This is a genomic window from Arcobacter sp. CECT 8983 (assembly GCF_004118855.1).
GTDB lineage: Bacteria > Campylobacterota > Campylobacteria > Campylobacterales > Arcobacteraceae > Halarcobacter.
The window spans coordinates 80,493-100,758 of the sequence record NZ_PDKF01000007.1; the positions used below are offsets into that span (position 1 = coordinate 80,493).

Annotated in this window: 19 protein-coding genes; 1 reads left to right on the forward strand and 18 read right to left on the reverse strand. The window is 29.4% G+C overall.

All coding sequences use genetic code 11. The features are described from left to right. Positions 1 to 4: 4 nt before the first annotated feature. The 16 genes from nuoN to CRV01_RS08630 form a co-directional block, all read right to left on the reverse strand. Complete coding sequence (gene nuoN, locus CRV01_RS08555; protein ID WP_129007791.1) at positions 5 to 1,498, reverse strand: NADH-quinone oxidoreductase subunit NuoN; 1,494 nt, start codon at positions 1,496 to 1,498, stop codon at positions 5 to 7. After that, positions 1,498 to 3,024: an NADH-quinone oxidoreductase subunit M gene (locus CRV01_RS08560; RefSeq protein ID WP_129007792.1), complete on the reverse strand. Its 1,527-nt coding sequence runs from the start codon at positions 3,022 to 3,024 to the stop codon at positions 1,498 to 1,500. Before CRV01_RS08560 ends, nuoN begins: the two co-directional genes overlap by 1 nt. Position 3,025: 1 nt before the next feature. After that, the gene (nuoL, locus tag CRV01_RS08565) at positions 3,026 to 4,969 is read right to left on the reverse strand and encodes an NADH-quinone oxidoreductase subunit L (RefSeq protein WP_129007793.1); all 1,944 of its coding nucleotides are present in this window, start codon (positions 4,967 to 4,969) and stop codon (positions 3,026 to 3,028) included. 13 nt (positions 4,970 to 4,982) lie between these two features. After that, positions 4,983 to 5,282, reverse strand: a complete 300-nt coding sequence (nuoK, locus tag CRV01_RS08570; RefSeq protein WP_129007794.1) for an NADH-quinone oxidoreductase subunit NuoK — start codon at positions 5,280 to 5,282, stop codon at positions 4,983 to 4,985. Further along, a complete protein-coding gene (locus tag CRV01_RS08575) occupies positions 5,279 to 5,851 on the reverse strand; it encodes an NADH-quinone oxidoreductase subunit J (RefSeq protein ID WP_129007795.1) in 573 nt (190 codons plus the stop codon). The genes nuoK and CRV01_RS08575 overlap by 4 nt, the downstream gene beginning before the upstream one ends. A gap of 9 nt (positions 5,852 to 5,860) precedes the next feature. Then, positions 5,861 to 6,484, reverse strand: a complete 624-nt coding sequence (gene nuoI / locus CRV01_RS08580) for an NADH-quinone oxidoreductase subunit NuoI (RefSeq protein ID WP_129007796.1) — start codon at positions 6,482 to 6,484, stop codon at positions 5,861 to 5,863. A 9-nt stretch (positions 6,485 to 6,493) separates the two neighbouring features. Further along, a complete protein-coding gene (gene nuoH, locus CRV01_RS08585; RefSeq protein WP_129007797.1) occupies positions 6,494 to 7,486 on the reverse strand; it encodes an NADH-quinone oxidoreductase subunit NuoH in 993 nt (330 codons plus the stop codon). A 1-nt stretch (position 7,487) separates the two neighbouring features. Next, positions 7,488 to 9,962, reverse strand: coding sequence for an NADH-quinone oxidoreductase subunit G (locus tag CRV01_RS08590; RefSeq protein WP_129007798.1), 2,475 nt, complete (start codon positions 9,960 to 9,962; stop codon positions 7,488 to 7,490). A 2-nt stretch (positions 9,963 to 9,964) separates the two neighbouring features. Further along, positions 9,965 to 10,774: a hypothetical protein gene (locus tag CRV01_RS08595; RefSeq protein WP_129007799.1), complete on the reverse strand. Its 810-nt coding sequence runs from the start codon at positions 10,772 to 10,774 to the stop codon at positions 9,965 to 9,967. Continuing rightward, the gene (locus tag CRV01_RS08600; RefSeq protein ID WP_129007800.1) at positions 10,774 to 11,040 is read right to left on the reverse strand and encodes an NADH-ubiquinone oxidoreductase subunit E family protein; all 267 of its coding nucleotides are present in this window, start codon (positions 11,038 to 11,040) and stop codon (positions 10,774 to 10,776) included. The genes CRV01_RS08595 and CRV01_RS08600 overlap by 1 nt, the downstream gene beginning before the upstream one ends. A gap of 9 nt (positions 11,041 to 11,049) precedes the next feature. Continuing rightward, positions 11,050 to 12,279 (reverse strand): NADH dehydrogenase (quinone) subunit D, encoded by a 1,230-nt coding sequence (nuoD, locus tag CRV01_RS08605; RefSeq protein WP_129007801.1) that lies wholly within the window; start codon positions 12,277 to 12,279, stop codon positions 11,050 to 11,052. Between the two features lie 10 nt (positions 12,280 to 12,289). Further along, positions 12,290 to 13,099: an NADH-quinone oxidoreductase subunit C gene (locus CRV01_RS08610; RefSeq protein ID WP_129007802.1), complete on the reverse strand. Its 810-nt coding sequence runs from the start codon at positions 13,097 to 13,099 to the stop codon at positions 12,290 to 12,292. Further along, on the reverse strand, positions 13,099 to 13,608 hold the full coding sequence (locus CRV01_RS08615) for an NADH-quinone oxidoreductase subunit B family protein (protein ID WP_129007803.1): 510 nt from the start codon (positions 13,606 to 13,608) through the stop codon (positions 13,099 to 13,101). Before CRV01_RS08615 ends, CRV01_RS08610 begins: the two co-directional genes overlap by 1 nt. Beyond that, the gene (locus tag CRV01_RS08620; RefSeq protein ID WP_129007804.1) at positions 13,590 to 13,979 is read right to left on the reverse strand and encodes an NAD(P)H-quinone oxidoreductase subunit 3; all 390 of its coding nucleotides are present in this window, start codon (positions 13,977 to 13,979) and stop codon (positions 13,590 to 13,592) included. The genes CRV01_RS08615 and CRV01_RS08620 overlap by 19 nt, the downstream gene beginning before the upstream one ends. A 124-nt stretch (positions 13,980 to 14,103) precedes the next feature. Then, positions 14,104 to 15,834: an ATP-binding protein gene (locus CRV01_RS08625; protein WP_129007805.1), complete on the reverse strand. Its 1,731-nt coding sequence runs from the start codon at positions 15,832 to 15,834 to the stop codon at positions 14,104 to 14,106. Beyond that, positions 15,831 to 16,184: a hypothetical protein gene (locus CRV01_RS08630; RefSeq protein ID WP_129007806.1), complete on the reverse strand. Its 354-nt coding sequence runs from the start codon at positions 16,182 to 16,184 to the stop codon at positions 15,831 to 15,833. The genes CRV01_RS08625 and CRV01_RS08630 overlap by 4 nt, the downstream gene beginning before the upstream one ends. 143 nt (positions 16,185 to 16,327) lie before the next feature. Here CRV01_RS08630 and CRV01_RS08635 point away from each other — a divergent pair, with 143 nt between their 5' ends. Then, a complete protein-coding gene (locus CRV01_RS08635; protein WP_129007807.1) occupies positions 16,328 to 18,736 on the forward strand; it encodes a tetratricopeptide repeat protein in 2,409 nt (802 codons plus the stop codon). Positions 18,737 to 18,744: 8 nt separating this feature from the next. Here CRV01_RS08635 and CRV01_RS08640 read toward each other — a convergent pair whose 3' ends face one another. Together CRV01_RS08640 and CRV01_RS08645 are read right to left on the reverse strand one after the other, a co-directional pair. Then, on the reverse strand, positions 18,745 to 19,671 hold the full coding sequence (locus tag CRV01_RS08640) for an AEC family transporter (RefSeq protein WP_129007808.1): 927 nt from the start codon (positions 19,669 to 19,671) through the stop codon (positions 18,745 to 18,747). A gap of 66 nt (positions 19,672 to 19,737) precedes the next feature. Continuing rightward, complete coding sequence (locus CRV01_RS08645; protein ID WP_129007809.1) at positions 19,738 to 20,247, reverse strand: NADPH-dependent FMN reductase; 510 nt, start codon at positions 20,245 to 20,247, stop codon at positions 19,738 to 19,740. Between the last annotated feature and the right edge of the window lie 19 nt (positions 20,248 to 20,266).

The following is a 20,266-nucleotide window of genomic DNA, read 5'->3' on the forward strand; positions in this document are numbered from 1 at the left end:
TTTTTTAGTACCCTGAAATTTGAACATAATATGAAATAATTTCTAATAATGGTTCTATTAAAAAAATTGAAAAGATAACTAATACTGTACAAACTCCTATTACTACTTTTATTGGAGTTGTTGAATTGAGTAAAATATCATCTCTTTGTTCAGTTGCTTCTTTAAAAAACATAAACACAATTGGTTTTAAATAATAATAACCTGCAATTGCAGAATTTAGTATCATAATTAATGCCAACATCAAATATCCAGCATTTACAGCACTTCCTATTAAATAAAGTTTTCCCCAGAATAATGCAAAGGGAGGAATCCCTGCAAGAGAAAATAAAAACAATCCCATTAAAAGTGCAAAAAATGGCTCTTTTTTTATCAATCCTGAATATTTATCCATAGCATTATCAGAAGTAGAAGAAAAATCACTACTTGTTTTATTTCTATTTATCCATATAAGAGAAAAAGCTCCTAAGTTAGTGATTAAAAACATCATCCAATATAAAAAAAGACCTTCCGTAGCTTGTGTACTTCCTATTAAAATAGCAGTCATTGCAAAACCTGCGTTTGAAATTGAAGAGTATGCAAGCATTCTTTTTATATCATTTTGTAAAAGAGCAACAATATTTGGAATGGTTATTGTCAATACCACAGTTATATACAAAATTATTTCAACAAAAGGATCTGAACTTGCAATAAATATTTCAAAAAACCTCAAGGCTACTACAAAGGCAGCCATCTTTGGAACAATAGATAAAAATCCTGCAAGTGATGCAGTTGAACCTTCATATACATCTGCTACCCAAGTATGATAAGGAACTAATGATAACTTAAATCCTAAAGCACCTAAAATAAATACTACACCTAAAAGAATCAACGGATAATTTTCATAATTTGAAGCAACTAAAACCTCAGAAATCTTTCCAAACTCTACAGTACCTGTTACTGCATAGAAAATCAAAGAACCAAAAGCAAAAAAAGCAGTGGATAAAACTCCCATTGTAAAGTATTTAATAGCGGCTTCTAATGCATTTAATCTATTATGCATAGCAATCATTGTATATAATGCCATAGATGCTGTTTCAAGTCCAACAAGTATCAAAATTAAAGAATCAGAACTTACCATAAACTGAAATCCAGCTACCATAAATAAATATAGTGCAAAATATTCAGGATATCTGTACTCTTGAAATCTAAGTTTACCCATTGCTGTTAGTACAAAGAATATTGAAGCTAAGACTATAATTCCTTGAGATAAAATAGAAATCCCATCAACTAATAAAAGATCAAAAAAACCTCTTACATCAGAAGTGAACCCAATAATTACACCTAAATCTATAATCAAAAATAAAACTGCTATCATCACATAAAGTGATTTATCAAGGTTTTTATTTATTAGATCAATTATTAAAATAACCAATGCCCCAAGAATAGCTATAATCATTGGAACAATAGTTGGAAAGTTTAAACTTGCAAACTCAATTGCAATTGGTGAGATACTATTCATTATCTAGCTCCTTCAATTGAGTTTCTATCTAATATCTCAACTCTTGTATTGTCTTCAAAAGCTTTTATTTTCATAACCTCAACTACATGATTTACAGAAGTTTCTATTGATTTTAAAATAGGTTTTGGATAAACACCTAATATTACAACTAAAGCAACAAGAGGAATTAAAGCACTTAACTCTGTTTTATTTAAATCCTTTAATTCATTATTCTTTTCATTTTTAATTGGACCAAAAAAAACTTTTTTATACATTGTTAACATATAAACTGCTCCAAAAATAATTGTAAGTCCAGCTATAAAAGTTAAGGTTGCGCTAACTTTAAAAAACCCAAGAAGAGATAAGAACTCTCCTACAAAACCTATTGTCAAAGGAAGTCCAATTGAAGCCATAAGCACAATTGCAAAAATAGTTGCATATTTTGGCATAACAGAAGCTATTCCACCATAGTCTTTTATCATCTTAGTGTGGGTTCTATCATAAACAACTCCAACTAACATAAATAAAGCTCCTGAAACAATACCATGGGAAATCATAAGAAAAATTGCTCCACCAATACCTTCAACATTTAGTGCAAAAATCCCTAAGATAATCACACCCATATGTGAAACAGAAGAGTAAGCAATAACCTGCTTCATATCTTCTTGGGCATAAGCTACCATTGCTGTATAAACAATTGCAATTAAAGCTAAAATAGCAATTGGAATTGTGAAGTAAACACTTGCATCAGGAAAAAGTGGTAATGAAAATCTAACAAACCCATATGTTCCCATTTTAAGTAAAATTGCAGCTAAGATTACTGAACCAATTGTTGGGGCTTGACCATGGGCATATGGAAGCCATGTATGAAATGGGAACATTGGAACTTTAACAGCAAACCCACAAAAGAATGCAATAAATAACCAAAATTGCATATCAAATGGTAAAATAAGCATATTCCAATCTTCTAAACTAAAGCTATAAGTTCCTGTAGTTATATAATAAATATATCCTAAATATAGCATTCCTACAAGCATTATTAAAGAACCTAAAAATGTATATAAGAAGAACTTAATAGAAGCATAAATTCTTAACTTTCCACCCCATGCTCCAATAATATAAAGCATAGGTATTAATGATAATTCCCAGAAAGTATAAAAAATAATTGCATCAAGGGCTAAAAATACTCCCACCATAGTCATTTCTAAAAATAAAATTGTGATAATTAAATTTTTTAAATCTCTTTTTTCACTAAGACCAATAAGTGAAATCATCGTCATAAAAGTTGTCATAATCACTAAAAACAATGAAATCCCATCAACTCCAACATTATAATTAATTCCATATGAACTAATAAGTGGAATTATATGAGTAAACTGCATTTGTCCTTCTGTGATATCAAACTTCAACCAAAGAACAAGTGATAAAACAAACTGCATTGCAGCAACACAAATTCCATAAGCCTTAATAGAGTTTTGTTTTACCAAAAACCCAATTAATGCTGCTACTGCTGGAAAAAATATTAATATTGATAAAATATATTCCATCTTAATAAACCCCTTGGCTTGCTACTGCTAAAACAACACCTAAAACTAAAAGAAAAACTATTCCCAAAACCATTAATCTTAAGGAACTTGATAAGTTTCCACTTTGTGAAACTCTTGTTTTATCACCACTTTTATAAATTACTTTTGCAATACCATCAACCATAAAATCTATTATTTTCATATCAAAAATTCTATATGCAATTATTGAAAGAATTAAATATGATTTATTTACAATTGCTTCTATAAAGTGTGGAATATAAAATTGATTGGCTAATAATCTATAAAAAAACTTATCTTCTAAGAAAGAAGAAAAATAAGTACCTCTTTTTCTAAATCTTAAAATTGCAAAGGCAATAGAAATTAAAACAATAGCAGATGTTGCAACAATTAAAAGATACATAGTAGAATAATCTAAATGCACATTTAGTACAGGAAGTTTTTTAGTTACAAACTCTACGAACAGAGGTTTAAACCACCCTGCAACTATTGAAAGAATAGCTAAAATTGACATTGAAGCAATTACAAAACTCTTTGCTTCGTGTGGATGATAATTAAACTCTTTGAAGTTTTCTTTCCCAAAGAATACATACATAATAAGTCTAAATGAATAAAACGCAGTAAACCCTGCTGTTATAAATAACACTGTCCAGATTATAAAGCTATGACTTCCAAAGGCAACTTCTAAAATTAAATCTTTTGAGAAGAATCCTGCTAATGGGAAAATTCCAGCAAGTGCAAGAGAAGCAATTATCATAATAATTGCAGTTGCTTTCATATGCTTATATAAGCCACCCATATTTTTTATATTTATTTCATCATTAAGTGCATGCATAACATTTCCAGCTCCTAAAAATAAAACTGACTTAAAGAAAGCATGAGTTGCAAGGTGAAATAATGCAACCCAATAAGCTCCAAGCCCAGCTGCTACAAACATATATCCAAGTTGAGATAAAGTAGAAAAGGCAATGATTTTTTTAATATTTGTTGCAACTAATGCCATAAGTGCAGCCCCAATTGCTACAAAAGCACCAAGAGAGGCAATAAAATATCCTACATTTGGAGCTGCTACAAAAATCTCATTTGCTCTTATTACTAAATAAACACCAGCTGTAACCATTGTTGCAGCATGAATTAGTGCTGAAACAGGAGTTGGTCCTTCCATTGCATTTGCAAGCCATTGATTAAAAGGAAACTGTGCTGATTTTCCCATTGCTCCTATAAATAAAAGTATAGCAATCCCTACAATTAAACTATTATCCAAAGCAATTATATTTGCAAACACTACATCATATTGTAAGCTTCCAATATTCCAATAGATTAAAAACATCCCTAAAAGCATTGCTAAATCAGCAATTCTATTTGTGATAAAAGCTTCATTTGCTGCAAATGAAGGGGAAATAGAAGAGAATGGTGATAAAGTAGAAAATGGTGATTTTTTAATATCATTTGATAACTCTTGGTCTTTTTTGTAATACCAAAAACCAATTAAACCCCAAGAACAAAGACCAACACCTTCCCATCCAATAAACAATCCTGCGAAGTTATCACTCATAACAAGAATCATCATTGAAAATACAAAAGCCCCTAACCATGCAAAAAATCTATTAAAACTTTTATCATGTTCCATATAACCAATAGAATGAATATGAACCATAGTTGAAACAACTGTTACAACAACCATCATCACAACACTTACTTGATCAACTACAAAACCAAAAGGTATTGATAAATTACCTATTTCTATCCATGAAAAAAGTTTTGTTAAAACTACTACATCAGTTGAATAAACAAAATATAAAAGTTTTAATGAAGCAAACATTGAAATTGCAATAGAAAATGTTGCTAATACTCCAATAAAAGTTTGTTTTTTACTATTTGAAAATAAAGCAGCTATTAGTGAGCCTACAAGTGGAGCAAAAAGGGCAATATATAAATAATTTTCCATAAACATTGCCCCCCTATCCTTTCATGCTTTGTAAAGTATCAAGATTGATTGAGCCTTTTTTCTTGTACCAAAGAATAAGAAGTCCAAGTCCTATAGCAACCTCACTTGCTGCAACAGCAACAATAAAAAAGGCAAACATTTGTCCTGTGATATCTTCTTGAAATTTTGATACAGCAGCAAGTCCAACATTTACTGAATTTAACATGATCTCTGTTGAAAAGAAAAGCATTAAAAGATTTTTTCTTCTTAATACTCCAAGCATCCCTATAAAAAAAAGTATTGCAGATAAAATTAAATATGCATTTAAACTCATTTGTTTCTCTCTTTCTCTTCTTTTTCTAGTGCATCAATTTGTTCTTCACTAAGTTCTGTATATGATACATTCATCTTTTTACCTGCTAGAATAATTCCACCAATCATGGCAACTAAGAGCATTACTGCTGCAATTTCAAAGGGAACTAAATATTTTGTAAACAGTATAATTCCAACTTGTTGTGAATTTCCTAATTCTGTATTTACAGGATAGTGAGCATTAATATTTGATTCGATAATTGGAGCAGTGAATATTAACACTACAATTAAAGAAGAAATTCCAGTTAACAAAAATACTAATCTTGGATTTTTTATATTCTCTTTTACAGTTGATAAAGAATCAAAAAACATCATACCAAAAGCATATAAAGCCATTACAGCTCCTGTATAAACAACAATTTGTACAGCTCCTAAAAACTCTGCTCCTAGCAGAAAGAAAAAAGCTGAAATAAATATCATTCCAGCTGCTAATGAACTTAATGCATATAAAGAGTTATTTGTAAAAACTGTAATTGAAAACATTGATACAGTTAAAAATGCAAAAAGATAAAAGGCTACAATCTCAAACATTCAAACTCCTTAATATAATAGTGGTGTTTTTTTAATTTTTTTATCAGCATCAGGGGATACAGCACCAAAACCTGGATACTCTTTTTGCTCTAATAATTTATCAAGGGGTGTTAATAAATCCTCTTTTAAAGCAAAATGAGCTCTTTGTTCACTTGCATTTTCATATCTGCCACCATGAACAATTGCAAGCTCTGGACAAACTTCTGCACAATAACCACAAAAGATACATCTACCCATATTAATTGTATATTCAAGTACTTCTTTTCTAGAGTTTTCGTCAATTCTAGTATCCATTCTAATACAATCAGCAATACAAATTTTCTCACAAAGACCACATCCAATACATCTATTTTCACCAGATTCTAAAAGTGCAAGTAATTTATGAACTGCTCTATATCTAGGTCCAATAGGAAGTTTTTCAGCTGGATATTGGACTGTTTGCATTTCACCTTTAAATAGTGCTTGTCTCATAATATTTAAAACAATTCCAAGTCCTTTAAAAAGTTCACCCTTTAGTGATCTTTTTATAACTTGTTTAAAATGTTCCCATGAAGTTTTTGGATAGTTATCTTCAAATATGTTTATATAATCATCTACGCTAACATCTCTATTTTTTAATTTATCTAAACTCATTATCAAATCCTAAAACATCAAGATTAAACCAGTGATTAAAATGTTTATCACTGATAATGGCATTAAAACTTTCCAGCAAAGCCACATAAGTTGGTCAGGTCTAATATGAGGCCATGAAGCTCTTGTCCAAAGGAAAAAGAAAATTAACATCATTACTTTTAGTACAATTGCTAAACCACCGGGAATAAACCAAAGGTCATTAAACCCACCAAGGAAAATAAGTGAAATTAAAAAACATACTGTAAATAAATTTGCATATTCACCTATAAAAAACATTCCCCATCTAAGTCCTGAATACTCCGTTGCATATCCTGCAACAATCTCTGCTTCGTGCTCTAATAAATCAAAAGGTGTTCTATTTGTTTCTGCAAAACCAGCAATTACAAACAAAATAAAAGCCATTGGTTGAGACCAGATTATCCAATTTGTAAATCCACCTGCTTGATAATTGTTTATATCAATTAAAGATAGACTTCCAACTAACATTAAAGGTGCAAGTAATGCAAGTCCTGAAACAACTTCATAGGATAAAAGTTGAATAGCTGTTCTTGCTCCCCCTAAAAGTGCCCATTTATTAGCAGAACTCATTCCTGCTAATAATGGTCCATAAAGACCTACAGAGGCAACTCCTAATACAAATAAAACACCAACATTAATATCAGCAATAATTGGTCTTACGGTATATCCAAAAAGTTCAAACTCTGGAAAGAAAGGAATTGCAGTCATTGCAATAAATGCAGTAGCAGCTGTAATAATTGGAGCTATCATAAAGACAGGTCTTGCTGCATTTGCAGGAATAAAATCCTCTTTTGTAAAAAGTTTTATTCCATCAGCTGCTAATTGTAAAAGACCATGTGGTCCAACATTCATAGGTCCCAATCTTCTTTGCATAAAAGCTAAAATCTTTCTTTCAATATATGTTGTAAACCCTGCAAGTGCTGCAAATACAGAAAGCACAACTACTGCTTTAACAACTGTTTCTATTAAAATTGAAGTTTCCATTTTAGTCTCTCATAACTTTTGCTATTGCATATCTTGAATTTTCAAAGAAAACTTTGGTATCTAAAGCTTTTTCAAAAGTAGAAACTAAAGCAATCTCACCATCAATTTGGTTTTCACAATAAGCTTTTAAAGTTCTTTTTATTTCACCTACTTGAACAGTAACTTTTTGATTCTCTTCTAATTGTAGTTTTTCAAATAAAGCTTTTGAGAAGAAAATACCACTTTGAAGATTATTCTTAAACTCATGGGCAATAGCTGTAAACTCATTAAACTGATTTATAGGATTAGCTTTATAAATAACTATTTCATTTTCACTTGAAACTAAAGAAGTTGAAGTTTTTAACTCAAACTCATTATCTACTTCAATATCATCAATTTTTAAATCATAACCTCTGTATTCAACTCTATCATTGCCAAAATAGTTAGGAAGGTCATCAAACTCAATTTTACAATAGCCTTTATTTAAAGGAAGTTCCTTTGTATATTCAATGGTATAATCAACGTCACATTCTAAAATCTCATTTGCAAGATCATTTAAAACATAACCTTTATAATCAATGGCTGCATTTGTAGGAATTATTTTTTTATCAATATTTGTAAAAGTTCCTTCTTGTTGATTAAGTGCTGGAATATCAAGCTTACCATCACCTAAAGCACTTAATTCAAAGTCAGCTTTTTCATTATAACCAACGGTTAAACCAGTTTCTTCTTCAAATAATTCATCACAAATTAAACTAACACCCAAAGTATTTGTTTGAGTAGGAAGAATCAACACATCAAAAGAAGTATATTTATCAACCAATCCACAAAGTTTTGCCAATTCTTCATAATTTTCATTATGAATTAAATCTTCACCAATGATTAATGAAAACTTATCTTTTTTTACAAGCATTGAATCTATTAACTCTAAGAACGTTTCATCTTTTTCAATTGCCTCTAAAAATCTTATATATTCAAACTCTACTTCTTTTTCTTCTTTTTTAGTAACAAGTTTTTTAACCTCTTTTTCTTCCCCTGTCTCTTCATCTTTTACAAGTTCAACTACTTGCTCTTTTTTAGACTCAACAACTGTTTTAGTTCTTGTTTCTTTTTTAGAGTCAATAAACTCTTGAATTTCATTTGGTAAATCTTTTCCAAAAAGATATAATAAAAGATATAAAATTGAGCTCTCAACATTTGGTTTATGATATATAAACTCAGTTGTTTTGCCCTTCTTACCAACTTTTTCCATAACAGGGTCACTTACAGGATGAAAATAAAGTCCTGCACCTTTATTCATAATAACAGAGTTATTAAAGGCATACCTAGCACTTGGTAAATCAGATTTTAAGTACGCACCTAATGAGATTACAAAATTTGAATCATGTACATCTTTTAGTGTCGCAGAATAAAGAGATTTACCAGAAGTTAAACTATAATTTTGCATAAATCTTTTAAATCTAAAGGCATCTTTATTTACTAATTTTGCTCCTGTTTTTAAAGCAATTTTTTGTAAAAGTAAAGTCTCTTCATTTGTAATATAAGAATTAAACTTTATAGTGTCTGCTTTTTTGAAAGCTTCAATTGCTTCATTGAAAGCTTTTTCATCTTTTCCTTGAGTTTTATTTTCAAAATCATAGGCAAATCTTGCTGCACCATTTAATGTTGAATAATGATGTTCATTTGTAACCCTATAAATTTTAGGACTTGAATCATCTACAGAGGTATGCTTAGTTTCATAATACATAAAAGCACAATCACTAGAGTGAGGATTTGCTGCTGGAATTTTTGTAAGCTCCCAAGCATTTGATTTATATTGGAAATCATTTGAAACTAAGGCTCCAACAGGACAAACAGAAATACACTCTCCACAATCAGTACAATTGTCTTCTTCAAAACCAATAAGTGATTTATTAAGTTTATTCCACATTGAGTATGCATCTTTTGGCATCTGCTCTTTGAAAACTTTTTCAATTGCTTCAGAACCTCTTTTTACTGTACTTAAAGCATTTGAACCAATCATATCTTTACAAACTGTTACGCACTTTTCACAAACAATACAAAGACCTGGGTCATAATTCATAACTCCCCAGTGTTGTGTTGGTCTTGGAACATCTTTAATAGCATAACTTTGTGAATCAAGTTTCATATAAAGAGTATAGTTTTGCAATTCACACTCTCCACTTTGATCGCAAACTCCACATTGCAATGGATGGTTTACATCATAAACCTCCATAATGGCTCTTCTTTCTTTTTCAATATTAGGAGTTGAAGTGGTAATATTCATCCCCTCTTTTACTTTTGCATTACATGCGTAGATTTGTTTGCCATCTGCTTCTACAAGACAAAGCCTACAAGCTAATGTTGGAGAACATCTTGTTAAATAGCATAAAGCAGGAATAAAAATATCATTTGCCCTTGCTGTGTTTAATACAGTTTCATCACTTTTAGCTTCAACAACTTTTCCATTAATTGTTAAGCTGATTGTATCACTCATTATTAAGCCTTCTCTACCTTAACTTGTTTATATCTATAATCTTCAGTTAAAAAGCTAATATTACTATCTAAAATAGGACATAAGGCAACTGTTCCATAAAGGTCTTCATTTATAATAAACTGCTTTTTCACTTTATGTCCATTGTAGTTTAAGTAAACCTCATCGTTATCTTCTATCTTAGCAATTCTTGCAAAAGATTGACTCCCAACTAATTTTTGACAATCTTGTTCATCAAAAATAGAATAAACTATTGTTCCATTGTATGAATCTAACTCTTGTACTTCTTCAATATCTTCATCAGTACAGGTATCAACTTGTTCTTGTGTTTTTTCATCTAAACAAATAACTTCTAAATCAGAATATCTATTTATTGCCGCTAAAATCTTTACAATATTTTCTACTCTTTCATGAGTAGTGATATCTCTTCCTACTATTAATACTTTTGAAGTCTTTTCTTGGGCTTTCTCTAAAGCCTCTTCAAACTCTTCTTCCCCAGCAGAACTTTCACCAGAAATATATCCTATATCTAAATCATTTAGATAAGCTTTGATTTTATCACTTGCATTAATTGCAAAGGTATCAAGTAGCATTGAAGCAATTCCTTCTTCACTTCCTACTTCATATTTAATTAACTGCGAATAAAAAACTTTTAAATCAATATTATCAATAGGATGCATATAGATAAACTCTGCATTTCTTTGTGCGATAGTTTCTATAATCGCTTCTTTTACTTGCTCATTATCTTGGGCTAAAAATGACCCAAATGAGATAATATAATCGCTATTTAAAACTTTTTCTATTTTAGTATTCATTAGTCCTCTTTATCTTCTTTATTAATCTCTTCTTGTGGTTTTTCTTTTTTCACAACAATAGTCCAATCAACTTCATTGAATTTAATTGAATTCATAAGTGTATATCCAGCATCTTTAATAACATCTGCACTTTTTTGAACACAGGAGAAGTCCCCTATTTCAAAAAGGAAAATTGCATTTTCACCTTTTGAAATATCTTTATCCATAAGTTCTAACATTCTGTCATAAAAATCATCTTTCAATGGTCTTAAGTCAAATCTTTTCATCCTCTAGCCTTACCTATCAATCTCACCAAATACAACATTTAAATTACCAATAATAGTTACAACATCAGCTAATTGATGTCCTGGTAATAAGTCTTCTAAAACCCCTGTATGCCAGAAAGATGGTGCTCTTAATTTCATTTTATAAGCATATGGACTTCCATCACTAACTATCATATATCCTAATTCACCTTTTGGGGATTCAGTTGCTACATAAATCTCACCCTTTGGTGGCCTCATTCCTTGAGTTACAAGGACAAAGTGTTGCATCAAAGAGTAGTTTTGAGTCATAATATCTTCTTTAGGTGCTGAAATATATTCAGGTGCATGAGCCATTAGTTGACTATCACTACTTTTATACATAGGAATTAATTGTCTTAATATTTTTGCAGATTCTCTCATTTCTTGAATATAACACTTATATCTTCCATAAGCATCACCAGTACTTGCAATCGGTATATTAAACTCAAGCTCAGGATAAAGTCCATAAGGCATTTCACGTCTAAGGTCCCATTTAACTCCAGCTGCTCTTAAAACAATTCCTGAACATCCCCAAGATTTTCCTAACTCTTCATTTATTACACCTACATTTTCAAGTCTCATTTTCCAGATTCTATTTTCTGTAAGTAAACCTTCGTATCTATCAATCTCTTTTTCAAAGTTAGTGATAAATCTTTCTAAGTCTTCACACCAGTTTTGTGGTAAATCTAAAGGAACTCCACCAATTCTAACTGCACTATGAGTAAGTCTTGCCCCACAATAGTCTTCTATTAAATCCATTGCATATTCTCTTTCTCTAAAGGCATATAAAAATACAGACATAGCTCCAACATCAAGGGCATGTGTAGCAAGCCAAAAAAGATGAGACATTACTCTATTTAATTCTAAAAGCATAGTTCTAATAACTTCAGCCCTTCTAGGAGCTTCAATACCTAATAGTTTTTCTACTGCTAATGCAAAACCATAGTTATTTGAAGTAGAGGCAATATAATCCATTCTATCTGTTGTAGGTAAAAATTCATTATAAATCATATTTTCACCCATCTTTTCCATACCTCGATGAAGATATCCAATTCCAGGTGTTGCTTTTATTACTTCTTCTCCTTGAAGTTCAAGCATAAGTCTCATTTGACCATGTGCAGAAGGGTGTTGAGGACCAAAGTTTACTATCATAGTATTATCTTCACGCTCAAAGTTAATATTTTCAAAAAAAGGTTTTAATCTATTTGCTGTTTGCCGCATTTATCTTCTCTTATCTTCTTTTTTTAAGTGTAACACTTTTGTTTTCATCAAATCTTTTGATAATAGGAACTCCACCCTCTTCTTGATAAGCTAAAGGAGTATGTTCAGGCTCTTTGCCATTTGTAATATCAACGCCATATGGAACTTCATGACCTAACCTTGCAAATCTTTTAGTATCATATCTATCAATAGCAGCAGAGTCTCTTATTTCAGCCCCTATTTCTTCCCTTGCTTCTTTACCAAAAATTTTATCAACCTCATACCAAGATGCTGCTTCATCACCTTGTAAAGGATATGTCTTTCTTAATGGATGATCATACCAATCATCTGGCATAATAATTCTTTTTAGATTTGGATGATTTACAATTTTAATACCATACATATCATACATCTCTCTCTCAGACCAATTAGCCATTTTAAAAACTTCATAAACAGATTTTAGCTCTTGTTTTTCTTTGATAAAAGTTTTAATTCTTACTCTTTTTCTTTTTGTTAAAGAAAGCATTTCATAAAAAATTTCGAAGCCACCCCTTTGTGCAACATAATCAATTGCAGAAAGTTCCATTAACATTTCATATTCTAATGCTTCTTTGAAAAATGCAATAATATTTACATTATCATCAGGGTTTATATAAACAACTAATTCATCTATTTCTATATATGAATTTAAAATTTCATATTTACTACTTAAGAAATTTAAATCCTCTAAATAGATTTCATCACTATTTACTTCTTTTTTTGGAGTTTCAGGGGCAATATAAAATCTATCACTAAAGTATGATTTCTTTTGTACATCATTTTTAGGTGTATATTTTCTCATTATACAAGCCTCTTTTTCTTGATTTTTCTAAAAATAGACTCTTTTCTAATCTTTTTTTGAAGCATCATAAGTGCATACTGTAAAGTCTCTGGTCTAGGAGCACAACCTGGTAAATAAATATCAACTGGCACAATTCTATCAGCACCTTGAACAGTTGCATAAGTGTTAAACATTCCACCTGTATTTGCGCAAGATCCCATTGAAATAACCCATTTAGGTTCTGGCATTTGGTCATATAACCTTCTCATAAACTCTGCGTGTTTTTTTGTCAAAGTTCCCGCAATTACAATAACATCTGCTTGTCTTGGACTTGCTCTAAAAATTGTTCCAAATCTATCAAAATCATATCTTGAAGCACCCGTTGCCATCATTTCAATAGCGCAACATGCTAATCCATATGTTAAAGGCCAAAGTGAGTTTGACCTTCCCCAATTTACTAACTTATCAACTGTAGTTAATGCAATTGGAGCTCCGCCATCTTTAAAATAGTCTACTTTATGCTGTGCCATTCTAAAGCTCCTTTTCTCCATGCATAAATAAATCCGATTGTAAGTAATAAAATAAATAAAATCATCTCAACAAATCCAAACCATCCTAAAACTTGGAAATTTATAGCCCATGGAAACATAAATATAATCTCAATATCAAATAAAATAAAAAGTAGTGCCATTAAATAAAATTGTATAGATACACTACTTGGTTGTTTTGTAACTTCTGGTCCACACTCATATAGTGTGGTTTTTAGTTTTTCAGTATTTAACCTTGCAATTTTCCTACCAATAACTCTTGCAATATAAACTACTGTAAGGAAAACACCGAAACTCAAAACAAACATAACAAAAACGCCGAAATACGGATGTGAAAACTCCATATGTGTCATGTTTTATCCTTAAAATTATTAGTTTTTATAATAACTAACCCTTAATCTTCTTCAACTTATAAGATTAAGTAATACTTTTTCTTTAGTTATCAATTATAGTTAATTTTTATTTATAAAGTCTAATTTAGAAAAAACCAACTTTATTTTCTGAATCAAAGTTACCTTTTAATTCTTTTGCAATCTGTTCTTCAAAAGATTTATTTGTAAAAATTGGTTCATCATCAACGGCTATTTTAAATGCAGTATTTTTTATAACCATCTCTATTTGACCACCTGTTAATTCATAGTCTGCTAATTTCTTTATATCAAAATCTTTATCCAAAGGTAAAGTTGTTGGAAGTAGTTTATTCCATAACTCTACTCTTTGCTCATAATTTGGTTTTTTAAATTCTATTTTGTAATTAAACCTTCTTGAAAATGCTTTGTCTAAAGACTCCAAAAGATTTGTTGTTGCAATTAAGATTCCATCAAATCTTTCTATTTGTTCTAAAAAAATATTTTGCATTTGATTATGCATTTTTTCACTTCCACTAGCACTAGAAGTTGTTCTAGAACTTAAAAATTGATCTGCTTCATTTAATAATAAAATCGGTTCAGATTTACTTTTGTCCCTAATCTCATAATATTTATCAAATATTGCTCTAACATTTTTTTCACTCTCACCAACATACATAGAAAGAATCTTTGAACAATCAAAACTTAAAACTTGTCTTTTTAAAGTCTTTGCAAAAGCAAGTGCTGTTAAAGTTTTACCAGTACCAGCAAAACCATAAAAGATAATTCTTGCTTCAATACTTCTTTTATGTTTTATTCCCCACTCTTTAAGTCTATTAAATACTTTTTTATCCATTTGCTTTAACAGTGAATCTAAAACTTCTCTTGTCTTGTCATTTAAAACAACATCATCTAAAGTTTTATTTGTAGTAATAAGTTCAAATGTTTCTTGCTCTTTTATCAAAGAATCAAGCTTCATCTTCGTACTTCTATTTGTCTTTTTAGTTGGATGTGAAATTTTATATAAAATATCATCGGGAATATAGAAGTTTCTATTTATTCCCCCAAAAGGAGTTAAAACTTCATCATAATCAACCAATGAACTTGAAACAAGGTTTGATCCCTCTTCCAAAAGTGATCTATATTTTATTTTTTCATAATCATCACTTGAAATTAGTGTGATTAGAGAGTTCATATCCCTTAAAGTTCCATCACCACCTGAATACTCCTCTTTTAAAAGAGCTAGAAACAATAATTGTTCTTGTTCATTTAAAGTATATTGTTTAAAAAAATCTTCCATCATAATAGAGCCATCAGTCTCTTTTACTCTCTCTTTGATTCTGTTTTCAAGAAGAGTTAGTTTTGACCTTAATCTATTTATATTTGGTGAATTTTCATCAAAGTTGTTTTTTACTAGATTTAATTGTTGAGCTAAATCTATTCTAAAAAATTGATCTTGTAAATATTCTAAATGGTCTTCATATTTTTTAACTTCTGGTAAAACAAACTCTAATGAACCTTTTTCTAAAAGCTTTAAAAATGCAGGAGATAGAGTAATCATCGAGTTTAAAAGTTCTAATTGTGACATTTCACTAAGTTTTAGTTGGTCAAAACCACTTTGAACAAGCCACCCAAACTCTAATAAAGACTTGATTAATTGAATTTTATTTAAATGCTCATATGTTTTTACATCATAAAATTCACTTAAAATATCTATAACCATAGAAGTATCTCTTCCTTGGATATATTGTCTTGTGATGTATTGTAAAATTTGTGCTTCTTCTTTTGAGCATTTTAATTGTTTAAAAAATGCTGACTTCTCAACATTTTTTGCCTTTATAAATTCTATTATCTCGTTCATCTGTTTTTTCTTTCCTCTATTAAATTATAAAATTTTTCGAGGTTCTGTTTTTTTTGAAACCGTATTTTATAATTTTTATTTATAATTATCATTAAATTTTCTTTTTTTACTTCATTTATTTCATTAAATTTAACAATTTCTTTATCTTTTTGCAAATCTGGACTAAAACTGTTAGGTATTTTTAGGATATAATCTTGACAAAATCCCTTGTATTCACCTTTTGAATAGATGACATTTAAGCACTTTTTCTTTAAGTAGTAATTTTCAATTTTTTGTAAATTTGAATTATCATAAATGTTTAAGGCAATAAATATAAAAGCTAAAAGCCCGAAAAAAATTATAAAAATCATTTTACTCCAATTATATGTTTTATTAATCATATTACATTAAAATCTCTTAACCAATAATGAACCATTTTTTTTATTGTTAAATCTATATTAAGATTATTTCTATATGATTGCATGTTTATTATAAATAATTTTTAGGAGGTAAAATGAAACAACTATTATATAGTATCTTAGTATTTATATTTTTAACAGGTTGTGCAACAAATAATTTTTTTAATGGTAGTAAATATCCAAAAGAAACTTTAATCAATCAAGCAAACAATGGTGACTTAAATGCTATGCTTGAACTTTCAAAGTATTTTGATTTCCCTCAAACAATTGAAGGTTTACAATATTTTGATAAATGGTATGAAAATATTGATGAAAATGATGCTGCAGAACAAGTGGCACTTTTAGGTGAAATATATTATGACTATAGTGATATGTTTTTAAATGGAGAAGAAAAAGCCTTAAAACTTTTAAACCAAGCTTCTAAAAAAGGGAATCTTGATGCAAAGATATCTTTGATTAAACATTATCTCAATGAGTACAAAACACAAGAAGCAAATGAAATAGAGAATAATATTATTGATAAATTATCAGTAAAACAACTTCAAAAACTTTATTCTATTTATTTTGATAAAAGAAAAAGAGAAAAAGCTGAAAAAGTTGCCTCATACTTAGCAGAAAGAGAAGCAGATATTCCTTATGATTTACAACTAAAAAAGGTAAAATCAATAATCTACAGAGGAAGTTCTCAGGAGAAGGTTAAAGAGTTTATTGAAAAAACAATTGCTACTAATGATGTTGAAAAGATAACTAAATTAGCTGATATACTTGTAAAAAGACGAGCTTATAAAGAAGCTATTAAATTATATACTGCACTTATTAAATTAGATAATGAAAATGCTGATGCTTATTATAATCTTGCAATGATTTATAATAGAGGTAGCTATTTACAAAATCTAGAAAAAGATAAAGAAAAATCAAATAAGTACTTTATGAAAGCAGTTGAATTAAATCATCTAGAAGCTACAGTTAACGTTCTTGATGCATATTCAAATAGTAAAGAGAGTTTAGATAAATACTTAGAGTTAAAAAATAAGCTACTATCTTCAAATGAAGGTATTTTGGTTTTAGCAAACTACTACAAGAAAAATAGATATAATGAAAAAGCAAGAGAGTTATTCGAAAAACTTGCAGAAGAAAACGATCATAAAGCTATTTTAGAACTTGCATTAAAAATTCCGTCTAACTATAACTTTAACCCTGAAGAATATGTTAGTGCTAGAAGATGGCAAGAGTTTATTCTATCAAGTAGCAATACAAAGTTGAAAGATAAATTTACCAAAGAAGTTATAGAAAAACGAAGTTTCAGAAGAGCCTTCCCAGAAGTAACTAAAAAACTAGAACAAGAAATTTTAAACTCTGATAATATCTTGACTTTAAGAAAATTTGCTCAGAAGAACAGATACTCAAATATAGACTTTTCAATTAAACTATATGAAAAAGCTTCCAAAGCAGGAGACATAAAAAGTTCCCTTGAACTTGTAAGTCTTTATACAAATAAAAAAGTAAATAAATATGATAAAGCCGTAGAAGTTTTACAAAAACTAATAGATAAAGGGGACAAAAAAGCTGCTTATAAATTAGCAAACTTATATTTACATCCACCCTACTTTTTAGATGAAAAACCAAACTATAAAAAAGCTTTAGCTATTTATGAAAAGTTAGCAAAAGAAGATGATATAAAAGCTATTGAAGAACTAGTAAGATACCATCTTTGTAACTCTTGTGAGAAATCTCCATTTATAAATCAAGAAACTGGTTTTTTCTATATGAAAAGACTATATGAATTAAGAAAAACTCCTAGAGATTATGCTTCAATGGGATGGGCTTATGCTTATGGAAAAGGAGTTAAAAAAGATCTGAAAAAAGCTGAAGAGTATTACTTCCAAGCTGCACAAAAAGGTTATACTTCTGCTTATTATAACTTAGCTTGGTTATATTATAGAAATAAAGAAAATAAAGATAGAGATATCATTAGACTAGATTATAAAAAAGCAAAAGAATACTTAGAACTTGGGGCTAAAAACTACAACTATCCAAGTATAAATCTTCTAGGAGTTTTTTATAAAGATGGTCTAGGAGTAAAAAAAGATATGCAAAAAGCAGTTCGTTTATTTGAAAAAGCAGCAAGATATGACAAATATGCAGCAAATCATCTTGCAAATTATTATAGAGATAAAAAAGATTATAAAAGTGCTATGAAATACTATGAATATGCGAAGAGTAAAGGTGATGCATCAGCTCAAATAGAACTTGGAATACTTTATGAAAAAGGACAAGGAACAAAAAAAGATATTGAAAAAGCTTTAAAATATTATAAAGATGCTTTTAAAAACTATAGAGATGATTCACAAAAAGATATTGCGGCATATAATATAGGACTTATATATCATTATGGAAAAGGTGGCATGAAAAAAGACCTAGAAAAAGCCAAATACTGGTATTCTAGTTCAAATTTTGATAAAGCAAAAAAAGAGTTAAAAAAGATAGAGAAACTAAAAAAGTAATCTCTTTTTTAAAACTGATTTTGAATTAACATCAAAATCACAGAAATAGACAAAATTGAAAGCAATGTCTGCATAGTAATAACTGCAGACATTAGCTTTAAATCTCCTCCAAGTTGCCTTGCTAAGATATAAGCCGAAGAAGCAGTAGGCATAGAACCAAATACTACAAGTACTAAAAGTGCAAGTCCTGTTATCCCTAAAGTCTTTCCTATAAAATAAATTGCTAAAGGATAAATAATAAGTTTAAAAATAATTGCTAAAATTAGTTCTAATTTTGCTTCTTTTATATGTGACAAATGAAGTCCAACCCCTACAGATAAAAGACCTAAAGGAAGTGCTGCTGAACTTAAAATACCAAGGGTTTTTTCTATTGGAGTAAAAAGAGTTATTCCAAAGAAGTTTAATAAACCACCAACAACACAACCAACAATAAGTGGATTTTTTATAATTGAAAGAATAAACGACTTTACAGTTATTTTATTACTTGCTGCATAAATTGAAAAAATAGAAATACAAAAGATATTTATAAGAGGAATCATAAAGGTCATTAAAAGTGCAGCTAAAACTAATCCACTATCACCATAAATAGCATCAACAAGAGCTAAAAAAACATAGGTATTAAATCTAATGGCACCTTGATAAATTGAAGTAAAAGAATCCCCTTTAAACTTCTTTACAAAACGATTAAATATCATAAGAATAAGCGTTAAAATAAGCATTGTTAAAAATGCACTTAGAATAAAATTAAAACCATCAATTCCTTCTAAAGAAGCAGTTGATAACTTATATATTAACAATGCTGGAAATAGAACATAATAAGTAAACTTGTCTGAACTTGCCCAAAATTCTTCATTTGGGAACTTTATTCGTTTAAAAAGATATCCTAAAATAATAAGGAAAAAAATTGGTAATAAGGCTTCAATTATATTTTGCATAAGTGATTATACACTTCTTTTGCTTTTTTACAAAAAATTTAAAGGTATTATTTTTTCAAGGGTTTATTATGCCCTTGAAAGTTTATCTAACTGCTGAATCATATTTTTAGCAGTTTCTTCATTTAATGGTTTATCATAACTTGTTAAAATCTCTCTAGCTAAAATATTTGCACCTAAGTGTTGAAATTGAATTCTCATAGCTTGAAGACCTTTTTGACCTCCACCCCCAGAGTGAGTTGCTAAACCTACAACTTTTTCATTAAATGCATCTCTCCAATCTTTTGTAGTTCTTGAAGTCCAAGCCATAGCATTGTTTAATACAGGAGGCATAACTCCATTATATTCAGGAGCAACAACTATAAATGTTTTTAAAGTTAATATCTTACCTGCTAATTCTTTTGCAGCTTCAGGAAGTCCATTTTTTTCTTCTTCAACTGTACTATATAAAGGTAAGTCTAAATCTACTAAATTTATAACTTCAGATTCAACACCCACTTCTTTAGCAAGCTCTTGTAGTCTTTGCCCTAATTTTAGGTTATTGTTTGCACTTGCAACTAAGATTCCTATTTTTGACATAAATCATCCTTCAAATGTA